This is a genomic window from Photorhabdus temperata (assembly GCF_025384845.1).
GTDB lineage: Bacteria > Pseudomonadota > Gammaproteobacteria > Enterobacterales > Enterobacteriaceae > Photorhabdus > Photorhabdus temperata.
In genome coordinates, this window is record NZ_JAJAFX010000028.1 from 1 (window position 1) to 12,990 (window position 12,990).

Here is a 12,990-nt window from a genome sequence, read left to right on the forward strand (position 1 = left end):
ATGAATTTGCGGTTAGATATTCCTCCGGTATATCAGACGTTACTTGATGCGAAATTAAACACATCTCAGTGTCCTTTTTAATGAATAAGGTGAATGATTATGGTCAGAATTGAAATTAATGAATTAGATGGCAAGGTGAACACAAAACAGGTTATTTCAAAATCTTCCGGTGAAGTATTAACGTTTCGTGAACAGACTGCTTATATTTACAACGGCGGCATTTATCCGGAAAAAATCATTGTTCAGCTTGATAAAGATGATGCGCCTTATCCGGCTGGTTTTTACACGCTTGATGATTCGTCTTATTCGGTCGGTGATTTTGGTGCGTTAAAAATTAAAAGAATAAAATTAGTGCCTGTTAAATAATATTTCATTCAATAATTGACTTATGGACGACTATATCGAAGTTACAGCTAAAATCTGTTATCCGTATGTGAATATGGATTCAGATGAAAACGGCTGTAGTGATGTTACTCTGAAATATCCGAAACCTGAAATTAGTAAATTACAGGCTTCGGTTGTTTCTGATAATCCACCTTTAGGGAAATTCGATATGAATATTCTTGGGGCGGGTTTAGGGCTTGTCTTAATCTTTTATGTATTAGGTTACGGATTAGGGCGATTAATTAAAATGGTTAATTTATAGGTGTCTTATGAACGTTAAAAACATTGTTTCTTCTGCGTATTTAAAATCAGGTGTTGTTGCGACGATGGTATTAAGTTCTTCGGCTTTTGCTGCTGATGGTTCAACTGCTCCGCAGAACGGCAACTATCTTGACGGGCTGTTAAAGCAGATTGACGTTGCGCCGATTATTACTGGCGTTGTCGCTGTTGCAGGTACAATCATGGGCGTTGCAGTGGTTGTGATGGGGATTAAAAAAGTCGCCCGTATGCTTAATGCGTTTTAATGAACAGGGGGCTTTTACAGCCCCTTTTCAGAGGTGTTCATGTGGGAATTAATGAGTTTTTTTACAGGGGTATTATGTGCATGGGCGATAATACAGGGGTTTAACAGCTACTAATAACAGGCGTTTGCCATGATTAAATATTCCTTTAAAAAACAATTAATTGTTTATCATCTTATTTTTATCGTTTTATTTTTTCCGATGTATTATGCCTATGCTAATCCCGCATTGTTACTAGCCAGACCGTTAATTACCCGTGTTTTGCAATCTGTTATTACCCGCCGTGCTGCACTGGTTGCGGCTAATGATGCCGTTATGCTGAATGTGGTTCGTTCCAATACAATGCGTTATGTAGGGCGTGTTGCGGCTAATGATTCTGTTTATAAAATGGCAACGGTGACTTCACTGCGTCACGCTAAAGATGTTTCATGGATTGGACTCGCATTAGCATCTGGTGCAATTACACTATCTGATTTAAATGTTGAGGGTAATGATAAAGTCAGTGTGAATTTTGAGCCTACAGCAGTTAAATTAACAGATGGTCGTTACGCTATTAATATCAATGGCACTACAAAGGTTGTTTCCTATAATCCTTCAACGGATAACCCGGTTATTTATCAATATAAATATAATCCGTCTAATCCCGCTGAAAAATTAGATGCCGTTGAAAGTGATAATTTGTCTTCTGATTACCAATATTATTATAAATCTGTTACTGGCAGCTTTATTATGTCTAATGATATTTCTAAATTGGCTGAGCACAAAGTTTATAATGATTTGCGTGATGGCGGTGACAGTGAAGAATATGAGACGGTGGAAATTGGCGATAAAACACATCGGTATTTAAAGCAAAAAGTAAAATATACCGTTGAGTATTTAAGAAAAAATCCTAATTCTAATATTCTTTATATTTATTCTGATGTTCGTTTAACCCGTGAAAGCACAAGATTAAAATACAGTTTTAAACCGATTACATCACATCGGACGGGGAAAGAAGAAATTAAAACGTTCAATATGCCTAATCTCGGTACGGATTATGATTATAATAAAGATATTCAGATGAAAGAGAATGTTTCATTAATTGTTAACAGGGATTATGTTGATGCTGCAAAAGATGATTTACAAATCGGTACAATTGCTGATTTAGATTTGGATTTATATCAAAATAAAGTTTTACCACTACAAAGTCTGGCTAAATTATTAAACGGTTTAATGCTTGAGGCTGCATTGCAGCAGGGTTATGACGGCGTACCTTTCAGTCAGGAGAATCGGGTCACGCAAGCTGAAATTCAGACTGTATTAAATGAATTAGGTGTTGATAAAGTGACGTTTGCCGATTTAATGACAAAAGCAGGTACAGACAATGTAATTAATATCAATATCGAAGAGAAGCCCGCACCTAATCCCAACCCCAACCCCAATCCTAATCCACGTCAAGATCCTGACCCTGATGAAGACGGTGAGTACGATGAAGAGGATATTGTTTATCCTGAATTAGATACGCCCACCGCAGAGGATATATTAAATCCGTATAAATCCTTTTTTCCTGAATTACAAAATTTCAAATTAACCGCCCGTAATGTGCAGTGTCCTGTCTGGAATGTGCCGTTTTTAGGCAAAGATTATAAAATGGATTCCCACTGTCCTTTGATAGAAGAAAACAGGGGTGTTTTTGAATCCGTGTTTGCCCTCGTATGGGCGTTTATCGCATTGCGTAAATTATTAAGTGCATAGGTGATTTCATGGGACGATTATTGACAACGTTGTTTACTGGTGCATTCGGTTTCATCTTTAAAGGGATTGTGGTTAAATTTTTTCTGTTTTTTGCTTTGTTTTACATTACCACTGAATTTATTCCGATAATTATTGATTGGTTTTTGCCTGAATCAACCAATTTAGCGGAGCTTTTCGGTTCTTTGCCGGATGCAATTTGGTATTTTCTGAATTTATTGCAGTTTCCGCTGGGTGTCCCACTGGTGATATCAGCTATGGTGACACGCTTTATCATCCGTCGACTGCCGATAATCGGGTAAGGGGATTTGTATGCCAATTACTGCGTATGTCGGCGTTCCCCGTTCCGGCAAGTCTTATGAGGTGGTGAAGTCTGTTATTGTGCCGGCTATTGCGTCCGGTCGTCGTGTCATTTCCAACATTTACGGGCTGAATGAAGAAAAAATCAAACATTACTGCCTGAAACAAAACAGGAAATTATCGCCGGATAAATTGGGTTCACTGGTTCATGTTGAGAACAGCCAGTGTATGGATGAAGATTTTTTACCGTCAATGGAAAATCAGGCTACGTTTTGTCAGGCGGGCGATTTGGTGGTGATTGATGAAGTCTGGCGGGTCTGGGGCAGCGATAAGGATATCCCGAAAAATCACCGTTCTTTTATTGCGGAACACGGACATTTTGTGAATGAAGAAACGGGGGTGATGTCTGATTTAGTGGTGATAAATCAGACGGTAACAGATATTCCCCGTTTCATTAAAGCCCGTATTGAAACAACTTACCGGATGCAAAAGCATGTTTCTCTGGGATTGAGTAACCGCTATCGGGTTGACGTGTTTCAGGGCGTGAAAATCACCAAGTCTAACCGGATGAATTATTATCAGGAAAAATACGACAAGGCGATTTTTGAGCTTTATAAATCTGTTGAGGGAAATAATCCCAATACAGTCAAAACGGATAAACGGCAGTCAATTTTCTCATCTTCAAAGGTGCTGATGTTAATCATACTTGTGCCTGTTGGCATACTGATTTCAGCGTATTTTGTTTATGACTATTTCAATCAATATCTGAACCCTGAACAAGCTGAAAAGGGGCGATCCGTTAATTCTGCACCTTTGGTTTCTAATCAGTCCGTCACTTTACCTGTCAGTCGGCCTAAGCCTGTTTTATCGGCTAAATGGCGCATTACAGGCGAATTAGTCAGGGAAGGGAAGGCATACGTTATTTTGGCAGATAAACAAGGTCAGTTACGGCTTGAGCCTCGTAGTCAGTTTCAGTTTAACGGCAGGTTGTTGCAGGGCGAAATAGACGGGCAGTTAGTTAATTACTATTCAGGGGGCTTACAGTGAATAAGTGGTTATCAATTTTGATGTTATGCGCTTTGCCTGTGATGGCGAAAAATGTGGATTTCAAACTGGAAGCCGTTCCGTTACCGAAAGCGATTTCACTGATTTATGATGAAGTATTGCAAAAGCCTTACATGCTTGACCCGAATTTAGCTAACGATACCAGCCTGATTAGTTTTCATGCAACTGAAAAACAAGATTTTAATCAGTTTATTATCCGTTATTTTCAGAATATGAATATCCGTATTTATGAGAAAAAAGGTGTTGTTTATCTGGTTAAGGTTAAACCGCCTGAACTGAAAGTGATTAAGCAGAGTTTTGTTTATAATCCGGTTCACCGTGATGTGGACTATTTGCAGGGCTTTCTTAAATCAGAGGGCGAGGTTGCTGCCAGCGGTGATAAGCTGGTGTTTTACGGCACAAAAGAGGAAATCTCGCGGGTTCAGAGTGTGCTGAGTTCGGTTGATACACCGTCCCGCGAAGTGGTTGTTACCGGTTATGTGTTTGAGGTGCAGGACATTGAGAAAGAAGGCAGCGGCATTAATCTGCTGGCTAAATTATTGTCCGGTAAGCTGGGGATTAATATCGGCACCAAACAGAATTATGAAAACTTCATTACTATCAATACCGGTAATTTAGATGCCATGATTGAATTGTTCCGTACTGACCAGCGTTTTCATGTGGTCAGCAGTCCGACATTGCGGGTTAAATCCGGTTCAAAAGGGAATTTCAGCGTAGGCTCTGATGTGCCGATTTTGTCCAGTGTGACATATCAGGATGGTCGTCCGGTTCAGTCTGTTGAATACCGTTCCAGCGGGGTGATATTTGATATTCAGCCGACTGTTAAAAGTCAGGCGATAGATTTGAAGATTCAGCAACAACTGTCGAATTTCGTCAAAACTGATACAGGTGTTAATCAGTCGCCGACACTGATTAAGCGTGACATTGTAACGGATGTGACGGTTAAGAGCGGTGATGTGATTGTGCTCGGCGGTCTGGCTGAAAACAAAATTGAAGAAGGTGAAACGGGATTCAGTTTTCTGCCCAAAGGCTTTTTATCAGGCACATCCAAGGCAAATACCAAAACGGATATTATCGTATTGCTGCAAGTGAAAGTGATTTAAGATTTCCGGCGCAACAACTCAGACCCCGCAGCTGTGCGAGGAGGCAGAGTTGTTGTGTCCGGAAAGTGAAAGGGTCGTCACGTGCGGTAATTCGTGATTAGCGTTATTGGTTTTATGCCGTCAGGCATGCAAGGCGGCATACCATAATTCATAAAGATAACCGGACATCAATCCGCCGATAAAACGGGGGGACGTTTTGATAAGCAGAGACCCGCGCCAGCTCCCTGAAAAGCGGGTTTTTCATTTTGCAGATTTAACAGCGGCTTAAACGCCGGATGGTCGCAGACGAAAGGACGGTTCAGCGATACCGTTTAAAGGCTGTGACAGCCGTCAGAGGCTCAGATTCCGCCCAACCACACCTTGGTTCGCATAATGTATATTATGTTAAATAATATGCGTGGATTAAGATTAATAAGTTCATGATTCCCTCTGGCTCTTCAAAAAAAATCAATCAGACTGAGCGCCTTTTAGTAGTCCCCCCTTTTCGCGGGTTGAGTTGCTGCAACGTTCTTCGCCGTTTGTTTTCATCATCGAGGTAAGTCAGCATGTGGATGGTTTTATCGGCACGACCGATCTCTGCTATGGACATAACGTTCAGTCGGCCGAGCTTGAGCGAAGCGATCAGTCGCAGGATATCATCCCAGTGTGGTTCCACTTTTTTTCCGAAATTCAGTCGATGCGAGGATATGGGGTTAAACGGGCCATAATCCGCTTTGGGGTCAATGCGCCAGAATCTGGCACCACCAGTGTCCGCTATTCTTGGATAGAACCGGTATCCCAACAGGCGGAAAAGCCCAAAAATAACATCACCGTAGTCCCCAGTATCGGTCATGATTTGATATAGGCGTGAAAATCAATAAATTGGTGCAGTCGCCTTCTGAAAATGACAGCTCCCGAAACCCCAATTTTAAATCCACATCTTCAATATTATATATTGCGGTTCTTCGTGGTTGCGTTAAGGGTCTTTTGCCGGGCTTGCGGATCGTCACGGAAATTGCGCGTCTCGCCTGCATCCAACTTGCCTTGAACATGAGCACGGGCGGTCGCAAGCGCCCTGTTGCGCCCGTCCTCGTTCGGAATCTTGGTTTCGAAATACTGCGCCGCCGTGCGCAAGGTCTTGAACGCTTCGCCAAGCTCCGGGTGAGCGCGCAACGCCTCGGCCTCGGCTGACTGCTCGAAGGCGATGGCCCTAATTGGCCGGATCGCGTCGCGCAGTAGGTCGGGCAGGTCGCGGTTATTCTCAAACTGGTATATGGTGAGGTTCACCGCGCGCTTAGTGCTGTCATGCTGCAAGTGCGGCAATGCCAGTTCGTTGACACTTTGGTCGCGGGCGATATACAACACGTCACGCCCATGGGGCGATCTGCCGAACCGCTCCCAATTCAGGGTGTAGCCGGACGCCTCGGCAAGCTGCCGGGTGAACTCACGCAGCGACCGACTGTTGCCATCGCGGAACGGGTGGATGTAGTCGGCCTGGGAGTAGAGCTGGCCCAGCTCATGGGTGAATTCGGCGGTTTTCAGCTTGCCCAGCTTGGCCGGATCGGCCTTCGCCAGCACTTCGTCAAGCCGCTTTTGCGCCGCCTCGTCCATGAGCGAATAGGCGACACTTGAAATCGCCCCGACGGTTTCCAGGCTGCGCACCTTGATCCAGTCATTGCCAGCGGGCACCGGGGGCCGGTATTCGCCTGGGGTGACATCATCGAATCCCAGGCCGGGCAGGTCTTGAAAGATGCGGCGATTGATTTCCTTGAGGTGCCCGGCATCGAACCGGCCGCGCACTGGGTCAAGCCGCAGCTCAACGATGCGCCGGAACGTGTGGCTAGCCTCCAGGGCTTCGCGCTGCTCCGCTGTAAGCGGATATTTAGCGCTCATATTCGGAACAGCTCGCAGGCCCGCTTACAAACTGTTGCAGGTCGATTTCGCCATTGATGAAGCGCTGTGCATGGCGTTCATCGGCCGGACTGACATTGAAGCCCTCCAGGCCGACCGAGGCGCGGGAATAGGCTACTGCGTCTTCACGGCGCTTGCGTTCGGCTGGGTCGATTGCGCGCCGGGCTTCGTGCTGTTTTACATAATCGCGCATGAAGGCGCGCAGCACCTGAGCGGCCGAGATATGCTCGGCCTCGGCCGCATGATGAAAGTTCGCTCGCAGGTCGGGTTCGACCCGAAAAGACATGGTGGTTTCTTTGCTCATGGCGTCTGCTCCTAACCAGATGACTCACTGATCGCCAGGGTGGCGAATCAGCCTGTATCGCAATTGTACACGCAATTACGCCCATATGACGCGCATAATCATTATGTATCAAATTATGATACACCTCAAGTGTTTATTTATTTTTCACATATGCCATAAGGGTGCACCAGTCTTTATGATTCATTGATACAAAGTTTTTATCATTCGGCTCAATAAGGTATTTTGAGAAAACACCCCGCGTTTTTCCTATCACATCATAGGCTTCTTTTTGTGTTAACTTATTATCTTTTAAAACCTTTCTAAGATTGTTAGGTGTGTAACCTAGCTCAAAATCAGACATATATATAACCTCCATCTCTATAAAGAAAATTATATAATCAGTTATATTTTTCTTTATTTAGTGAGTATAAAAATACCGGATGTACGTTCTCAACTGAAAGATAATATTGAATAAATTCACCTGTCAAATCCTTATGTGGAAGAATAAGCGGACATATCATAACTCCCGTGATATTTTTCCTTAATGATTTTTTGATTTTCTTTTCTTAACTCTTGCTGCCTCTTGTAGCTTTCAGCCTCAGTTATAACATCAGTAGCATGAATTAAAATTTTTCTTTGTATGTCTCCCGCAATTCCGCGCGGCGTTCTGCAAGGTGATACAGTGCAAAGGTAGCTTTCATCCTGATTCTGTATACAGCCCCCAAATATTGCACAACACATTCAAATTTGCTTACCAACTGCGGTGCTCGCTCTCGATATGAGCGCACTATACTTGGCCCTAGCTCACATCGCTGCCTCTCTTGACACCACATCAGTAGAAGAGTTGTGGATTCTAGACATCTACCCCCTCATGATCGCTGGGTACGCTAGGAACAGCTGTCTACCAGCGGATTTTGACAGGCCGCCTTATTAGTGGCGATATTGATAGCTCGGTTGTCGAACGTGCTGCGAATTCGTTTTCAATCGCCATGGCAGAAGCATCCTCGTTGGGGGGCGCTGAAGGAGCATATCTCCGAGAACAAGCAAGTGGAGCCTTCGCGTCGGGCTTTGCGACAGTGGCCGGTTCCACCGTAATACTTGCCATATTTTTATCCATACTATCTTTTGCTTTTCTTCGAAAAACTGCTTGAGGCAGTTTTGAGTGGTCATCTGTATTTTAGAAGAGAAACATTGAATGCATCAACAAAAGGATAAATATCAGCAACTTTATATGATTTTAAATAATTTATTTAAATTAATTTAGATTATATTTTTGTCATCCTAGCAAAAGACTTCTGCATTTATTGCTCTTTTTTATTGCAATTTATCTCATGATAATAAAGTCTTTCTTAATTAAATATTACATGAGGTTTATTATGTCTGTTCCTGCATTTGGATTAGGTACTTTTCGTTTGAAAGATGATGCTGTGATCACATCAGTAAAAAATGCCCTTGAATTGGGGTATCGTGCGATTGATACAGCACAGATTTATGAAAATGAAATGGCGGTAGGACAAGCCATAGAAGAAAGTGGTGTAGCCCGTGAAGATATCTATATCACGACAAAAATCTGGACAGAAAATCTGAGTAAAGAAAAATTGATACCAAGTCTTAAAGAGAGTATAGCGAAGCTGCGCACTGATTATGTTGACTTGACGTTAATTCATTGGCCATCACCAAATAACGTTGTCAGTGTTGATGAAATAATGAATGCGTTGCTGGGCGCTAAAAATATGGGGTTGACACGTGAAATCGGGGTTTCAAACTTTACGATCGATTTAATGCAACAGGCTATCGATGCAGTAGGTATTGAACAAATCGCCACGAATCAGATTGAACTTTCTCCATATCTACAAAATTGTCATGTGACGGCCTGGGCGAAAGATCACGGAATTCATATCACTTCCTATATGACTCTCGCTTATGGTAAAGCCCTTCAGGATGAGGTTATCGGACGCATAGCCACAAAACATCAGGCCACTCCTGCACAGGTGATCTTATCTTGGGCGATAGCATTAGGTTATAGCGTGATCCCTTCTTCAACTAAGCGTGAAAATTTACAAAGTAATCTGAAAGCTTCCGAGCTTAAACTTGATGCAGACGACATGGCGGCTATCGCCACACTTGATTGTAATGAACGTCTCGTTAGTCCAAAAGATCTTGCTCCTCAATGGGATAACTAATTGCCCTTATTTCTTAATATGTCCATATACACAAATCAAAATCAATAATTAATGAAGAGTGAGAGATATTATGCTTTTTGAACGCTATTCTCTGAATGGTCTGTCGTTATCTAATCGTATTGTTATGCCGCCGATGACACGTTCGCGGTCTGGAATAGACGGTGTAGCTACTGATTTGATGGCTAAATATTATGCACAACGAGCCAGTGCAGGACTTATTATCAGCGAAGGTACACAAATCAGCCAACAGGGACAAGGATATGCATGGACGCCAGGTATTTATAAGTCTGAGCATGTAATAGGATGGAAAAAAGTAACAGATGCAGTACATATGGCAGGAGGAAAAATTTTTGCTCAATTATGGCATGTAGGACGTGTTTCACACACTACTCTACAACCTAATAATTCTGCACCTGTCTCCCCCTCTGCCCTTCAAGCAAAAGGTGTAAAAGTTTTTCTGGATGTGGAAGGCCGTGGACCTGAACATAGTATCGGTGAAATGGTACAACACTCGCTGCCACGAGCACTGACGCTTGATGAAATTCCAGATATCGTAAATGATTATATTCAAGCGGCAAATAATGCTATTGCAGCAGGTTTTGATGGTGTAGAGCTTCATGCAGCGAATGGTTATCTTATTAATCAGTTTATTGATTCTCAGACTAATCTACGAGATGACGAATATGGTGGAACTTTACAAAATCGTTTACGTTTCTTGAGTGAAGTGGCTATGTCAGTAGCGACCGCAATAGGGAAAGATAAGCTGGGTGTTCGCTTGGCACCACTCACAACCCTGATGGGGTCAGAAGATGATACTCCTGAAGCAACTTATCTGGCTGCTGCGAGTGTGCTAAATGATATCGAGGTAGCCTATATTCATATTGCTGAAGCTGACTGGGAAGACGCTCCCGTCATGCCAATAGCCTTTAAAGAAGCTTTTCGCATACTCTATCACGGCACGCTGATATATTCTGGAAAATACACTTTGGAACGCGCTGAAGAAGCTCTAACTAAAGGCTGGTCGGATCTGATCGGATTTGGTCGCCCTTTTATTGCTAACCCAGATTTACCATATCGTTTTGCCAATAGGCTAGAACTAAACCCACCGATAAAAGAGAAATTTTTCGGGGGTAATGAGGATGGCTATACTGATTATTTGGCTATAAGCTAGTAGAAATAGAGACCTTCCCACTCTAAAAGAGTGGGAAAATTGTTTTTAATAAACTCGGTAATCCCCAGTCTTTGGAGAGTGATACTTATTCATTTAAACGCTGTTTTCACATATTCATTCAGAAAATCAATAAATGCTCTGATTCGGGTGCTTACAGCCTGATCACTGTAATATACAGCATTGAAAGGCATCGCGACGGATAAACGTTTTTCAGCCAGTAGTTCAACAAGTTCACCGCTGGCAATTTCCTTATCAATCATATAATCAGACAGACACGCGATACCATTACCCGTTACACATAGTTGTTTAAGGGTTTCACCATTGTTAGAAGAAAGTCCCACTGTTATTTCATGTAGTTGTCTGTCCTGACAAGCTATCGGCCATGTATTAAGTGATACCGGTTCGGTAAAACCAAGACAAATATGGTTTTTCAACTCATCAATGCATTGCGGTATGCCATATTTTTTCAGATATTCAGGAGAGGCGACGATTTTTCGGTAGCTGGAAAAAAGTGGTCTGGCTCGTAGACTGGAGTCGGTTAAGTTGCCTGCACGAATGGCAATATCCACTTTACGCTCAATCAGATTGATATAAGTTTCCGAAGAAATCAATGATAACGTTATTTCTGGGTAGCGTTCGCGAAAAGGTTTAATCAGTGGTATCAGTAAATGTAATACTACTGGTGTTGCAGCATCAATACGCAATAAACCACTTGGTATGTGTTTAGATTCCATAAGCTCAGTTTCAGCGGCGGCCATTTCTTGTAGTACATGCTGAACTCGGCGGAAATAACGCTTACCTTCTTCGGTTAGACTAAGCTGGCGAGTTGTGCGATTGAGCAGGTTCACACCTAGTTTCTTTTCAAGTTTTTTTATAGAACGGCTCACGGCGGAGTTTGCTAATTGCAGATGTTCCGCCGCACGACTGAAACTCCCGCTTTCCACGACTGACACGAAAATTGTCAGTTCTTCTGAATTTGCTTTCATTGTTGCTTATATTGTAAAAGAATGTTGGTGTTTTAAACATTTATGTTATCAAACCATTTTTTCATACTAAATGCCATCAGTAAACGTTTACTATGAAGATAATCAAGACTAAGGCGTTTATATATCTCGAATTATTGTTTTCAACGAGGTAATTCTATAAATCCCTCTTCCAGTCCATGGACCTCCATACCTTCCGGCATAGTCTCCCCAACAGTTACCTGGCGAGACACAGCCTGACGTTTTAAATCCAGACGCCAATTTACTATTAATTGTCCATTGCTATCGTGAGTTAATGCTGCTTCTGGTACAACAATTCCCTGTTCATTGCGGTAAATAACAATATTGACTTTGGCACTCATACCCGGTCTTACGGGATAACCCTGGCTCATGGATGAAGTCACTTTAATCACAACATCATAATAAATTGCCGATCCTGGTTTGTCCGTATTCACGCTTTGCATAGCAATGGTTTCAATTTCTCCCTCCAGAGGGTGCTCAGAAAATCCCTCCCCACTAATTTTTACTGCCTGCCCTTCTTTGAGTTTAGCGAGATCGGCTTCTTCAACCTGTGCCAGTACCTGATATTGTGTTGTGTCCATAATTTCCAGTAAGGGCATCCCTTCGGTAACTCGAACTCCTGTTTGAATCGTTAAGAGCTTCTTACTTTCTCCCTGTGCTGCCCTAAGCACGACACCCGAAAATGGCGCTTTGATTTCTTTATGTAAGTATTGTTCCTGTAGCGTCTGATAGCGGCTTGTTGCATTCTGAAGCTCCATCTTTGCGACATTTAAATTATCAAGACTTCCTTTTTGTCTAATGGACGTAAGATCGTCCTGCGCTGAAGCGAGTTCAATTAGTTGTCGGCGAAGTTGCTGTTGGAGAGTTTCCACTTCCATTTGTGGAATGATGCCCCGTGAAAAAAGAGTCTGTGCTTTTGCAAGATTATCTTTCAATTCCATAACCATATGGTTCGCATTTTCGATGTTTCTTCTGGCCCGAATGACTTCCTGGCTGTTTTCCCAGTTATGCAATTGGTCAACGGCAGATGAGGCCTTGATCATTTCAACTTGCGCTTGCCGAAGCTCAATATCAAGCTTCCGGGTATCAAGCGTAACTAATATCTGGTCAGCTTTCACCCGTTGCCCTTCTTTGACCAAAACTTGTTTGATAATTGCATCAAATGGAGCGGGTATGGTTTCAAGACGCCCAGATTGCAACTTGCCAACCAGACCTAGTTGTTTTTCTACAAGACGGTGTTTTACTTCAATCCACTGCTCTGACTCCTGATCTGGCGATTGCTCTGAGGACAAAAAGGCAAAAAAGCAGGCTACTACGACAAGTATGCCAGCTATGGCCCATCGATAACGTTTAAT

At 42.8% G+C, this 12,990-nt stretch carries 14 protein-coding genes and 1 pseudogene; 9 read left to right on the forward strand and 6 right to left on the reverse strand.

Going from position 1 to position 12,990, the window contains the following annotated elements:
* The first annotated feature begins 99 nt into the window (after nt 1–99).
* The 7 genes from LGZ99_RS12410 to LGZ99_RS12440 all read left to right on the forward strand — a co-directional run bounded on the left by LGZ99_RS12410 (nt 100) and on the right by LGZ99_RS12440 (nt 5,104).
* Entirely contained in the window at nt 100–366 is a 267-nt protein-coding gene (locus LGZ99_RS12410; RefSeq protein ID WP_036839785.1) for a single-stranded DNA-binding protein, read from the forward strand.
* 22 nt (nt 367–388) lie between these two features.
* Complete coding sequence (locus LGZ99_RS12415; RefSeq protein ID WP_036839787.1) at nt 389–646, forward strand: hypothetical protein; 258 nt, start codon at nt 389–391, stop codon at nt 644–646.
* A gap of 7 nt (nt 647–653) precedes the next feature.
* The gene (locus LGZ99_RS12420; RefSeq protein ID WP_036839789.1) at nt 654–908 is read left to right on the forward strand and encodes a hypothetical protein; all 255 of its coding nucleotides are present in this window, start codon (nt 654–656) and stop codon (nt 906–908) included.
* A gap of 129 nt (nt 909–1,037) precedes the next feature.
* Nucleotides 1,038–2,639, forward strand: coding sequence for a hypothetical protein (locus LGZ99_RS12425; protein ID WP_262979150.1), 1,602 nt, complete (start codon nt 1,038–1,040; stop codon nt 2,637–2,639).
* 8 nt (nt 2,640–2,647) lie between these two features.
* Nucleotides 2,648–2,938, forward strand: coding sequence for a DUF2523 family protein (locus tag LGZ99_RS12430; protein WP_262979151.1), 291 nt, complete (start codon nt 2,648–2,650; stop codon nt 2,936–2,938).
* Between the two features lie 10 nt (nt 2,939–2,948).
* Nucleotides 2,949–3,983, forward strand: coding sequence for a zonular occludens toxin domain-containing protein (locus LGZ99_RS12435; protein WP_036839794.1), 1,035 nt, complete (start codon nt 2,949–2,951; stop codon nt 3,981–3,983).
* Nucleotides 3,980–5,104 carry a type II secretion system protein GspD gene (locus LGZ99_RS12440; protein ID WP_262979152.1) on the forward strand — a complete coding sequence of 375 codons (1,125 nt, stop codon included), beginning with the start codon at nt 3,980–3,982 and terminating at the stop codon, nt 5,102–5,104. The genes LGZ99_RS12435 and LGZ99_RS12440 overlap by 4 nt, the downstream gene beginning before the upstream one ends.
* Before the next feature lie 454 nt (nt 5,105–5,558).
* Here the strand turns inward: LGZ99_RS12440 and LGZ99_RS12445 are convergent.
* From LGZ99_RS12445 to LGZ99_RS12460, 4 genes and pseudogenes are all read right to left on the reverse strand, one after another.
* Nucleotides 5,559–5,942, reverse strand: a pseudogene (locus LGZ99_RS12445) (Tn3 family transposase); the annotation flags it as partial.
* Between the two features lie 89 nt (nt 5,943–6,031).
* On the reverse strand, nt 6,032–6,976 hold the full coding sequence (locus tag LGZ99_RS12450; protein ID WP_051769542.1) for a Fic family protein: 945 nt from the start codon (nt 6,974–6,976) through the stop codon (nt 6,032–6,034).
* Nucleotides 6,966–7,298, reverse strand: a complete 333-nt coding sequence (locus LGZ99_RS12455; RefSeq protein WP_200875296.1) for an antitoxin VbhA family protein — start codon at nt 7,296–7,298, stop codon at nt 6,966–6,968. Before LGZ99_RS12455 ends, LGZ99_RS12450 begins: the two co-directional genes overlap by 11 nt.
* A 133-nt stretch (nt 7,299–7,431) precedes the next feature.
* Nucleotides 7,432–7,638, reverse strand: coding sequence for a hypothetical protein (locus LGZ99_RS12460; RefSeq protein WP_036839799.1), 207 nt, complete (start codon nt 7,636–7,638; stop codon nt 7,432–7,434).
* A gap of 1,015 nt (nt 7,639–8,653) precedes the next feature.
* Here LGZ99_RS12460 and dkgB point away from each other — a divergent pair.
* A complete protein-coding gene (gene dkgB / locus LGZ99_RS12465) occupies nt 8,654–9,460 on the forward strand; it encodes a 2,5-didehydrogluconate reductase DkgB (RefSeq protein WP_262979153.1) in 807 nt (268 codons plus the stop codon).
* Nucleotides 9,461–9,530: 70 nt separating this feature from the next.
* Nucleotides 9,531–10,631 (forward strand): alkene reductase, encoded by a 1,101-nt coding sequence (locus LGZ99_RS12470; protein WP_262979154.1) that lies wholly within the window; start codon nt 9,531–9,533, stop codon nt 10,629–10,631.
* An 89-nt stretch (nt 10,632–10,720) separates the two neighbouring features.
* Here the strand turns inward: LGZ99_RS12470 and yafC are convergent, their stop codons facing one another.
* Nucleotides 10,721–11,617, reverse strand: a complete 897-nt coding sequence (yafC, locus tag LGZ99_RS12475; RefSeq protein ID WP_036839811.1) for a DNA-binding transcriptional regulator YafC — start codon at nt 11,615–11,617, stop codon at nt 10,721–10,723.
* A gap of 140 nt (nt 11,618–11,757) precedes the next feature.
* Entirely contained in the window at nt 11,758–12,927 is a 1,170-nt protein-coding gene (locus LGZ99_RS12480; RefSeq protein ID WP_235184773.1) for an efflux RND transporter periplasmic adaptor subunit, read from the reverse strand.
* Nucleotides 12,928–12,990: the final 63 nt, after the last annotated feature.

Excerpts from the sequence above, each read along its gene's own strand:
- yafC (WP_036839811.1), bottom strand. The coding sequence starts at position 11,617 with ATGAAAGCAAATTCAGAAGAACTGACAATTTTCGTGTCAGTCGTGGAA.
- LGZ99_RS12415 (WP_036839787.1), top strand. The coding sequence starts at position 389 with ATGGACGACTATATCGAAGTTACAGCTAAAATCTGTTATCCGTATGTG.
- LGZ99_RS12410 (WP_036839785.1), top strand. The coding sequence starts at position 100 with ATGGTCAGAATTGAAATTAATGAATTAGATGGCAAGGTGAACACAAAA.
- LGZ99_RS12455 (WP_200875296.1), bottom strand. The coding sequence starts at position 7,298 with ATGAGCAAAGAAACCACCATGTCTTTTCGGGTCGAACCCGACCTGCGA.
- LGZ99_RS12450 (WP_051769542.1), bottom strand. The coding sequence starts at position 6,976 with ATGAGCGCTAAATATCCGCTTACAGCGGAGCAGCGCGAAGCCCTGGAG.
- LGZ99_RS12435 (WP_036839794.1), top strand. The coding sequence starts at position 2,949 with ATGCCAATTACTGCGTATGTCGGCGTTCCCCGTTCCGGCAAGTCTTAT.
- LGZ99_RS12420 (WP_036839789.1), top strand. The coding sequence starts at position 654 with ATGAACGTTAAAAACATTGTTTCTTCTGCGTATTTAAAATCAGGTGTT.
- LGZ99_RS12470 (WP_262979154.1), top strand. The coding sequence starts at position 9,531 with ATGCTTTTTGAACGCTATTCTCTGAATGGTCTGTCGTTATCTAATCGT.
- LGZ99_RS12430 (WP_262979151.1), top strand. The coding sequence starts at position 2,648 with ATGGGACGATTATTGACAACGTTGTTTACTGGTGCATTCGGTTTCATC.
- LGZ99_RS12460 (WP_036839799.1), bottom strand. The coding sequence starts at position 7,638 with ATGTCTGATTTTGAGCTAGGTTACACACCTAACAATCTTAGAAAGGTT.
- dkgB (WP_262979153.1), top strand. The coding sequence starts at position 8,654 with ATGTCTGTTCCTGCATTTGGATTAGGTACTTTTCGTTTGAAAGATGAT.
- LGZ99_RS12425 (WP_262979150.1), top strand. The coding sequence starts at position 1,038 with ATGATTAAATATTCCTTTAAAAAACAATTAATTGTTTATCATCTTATT.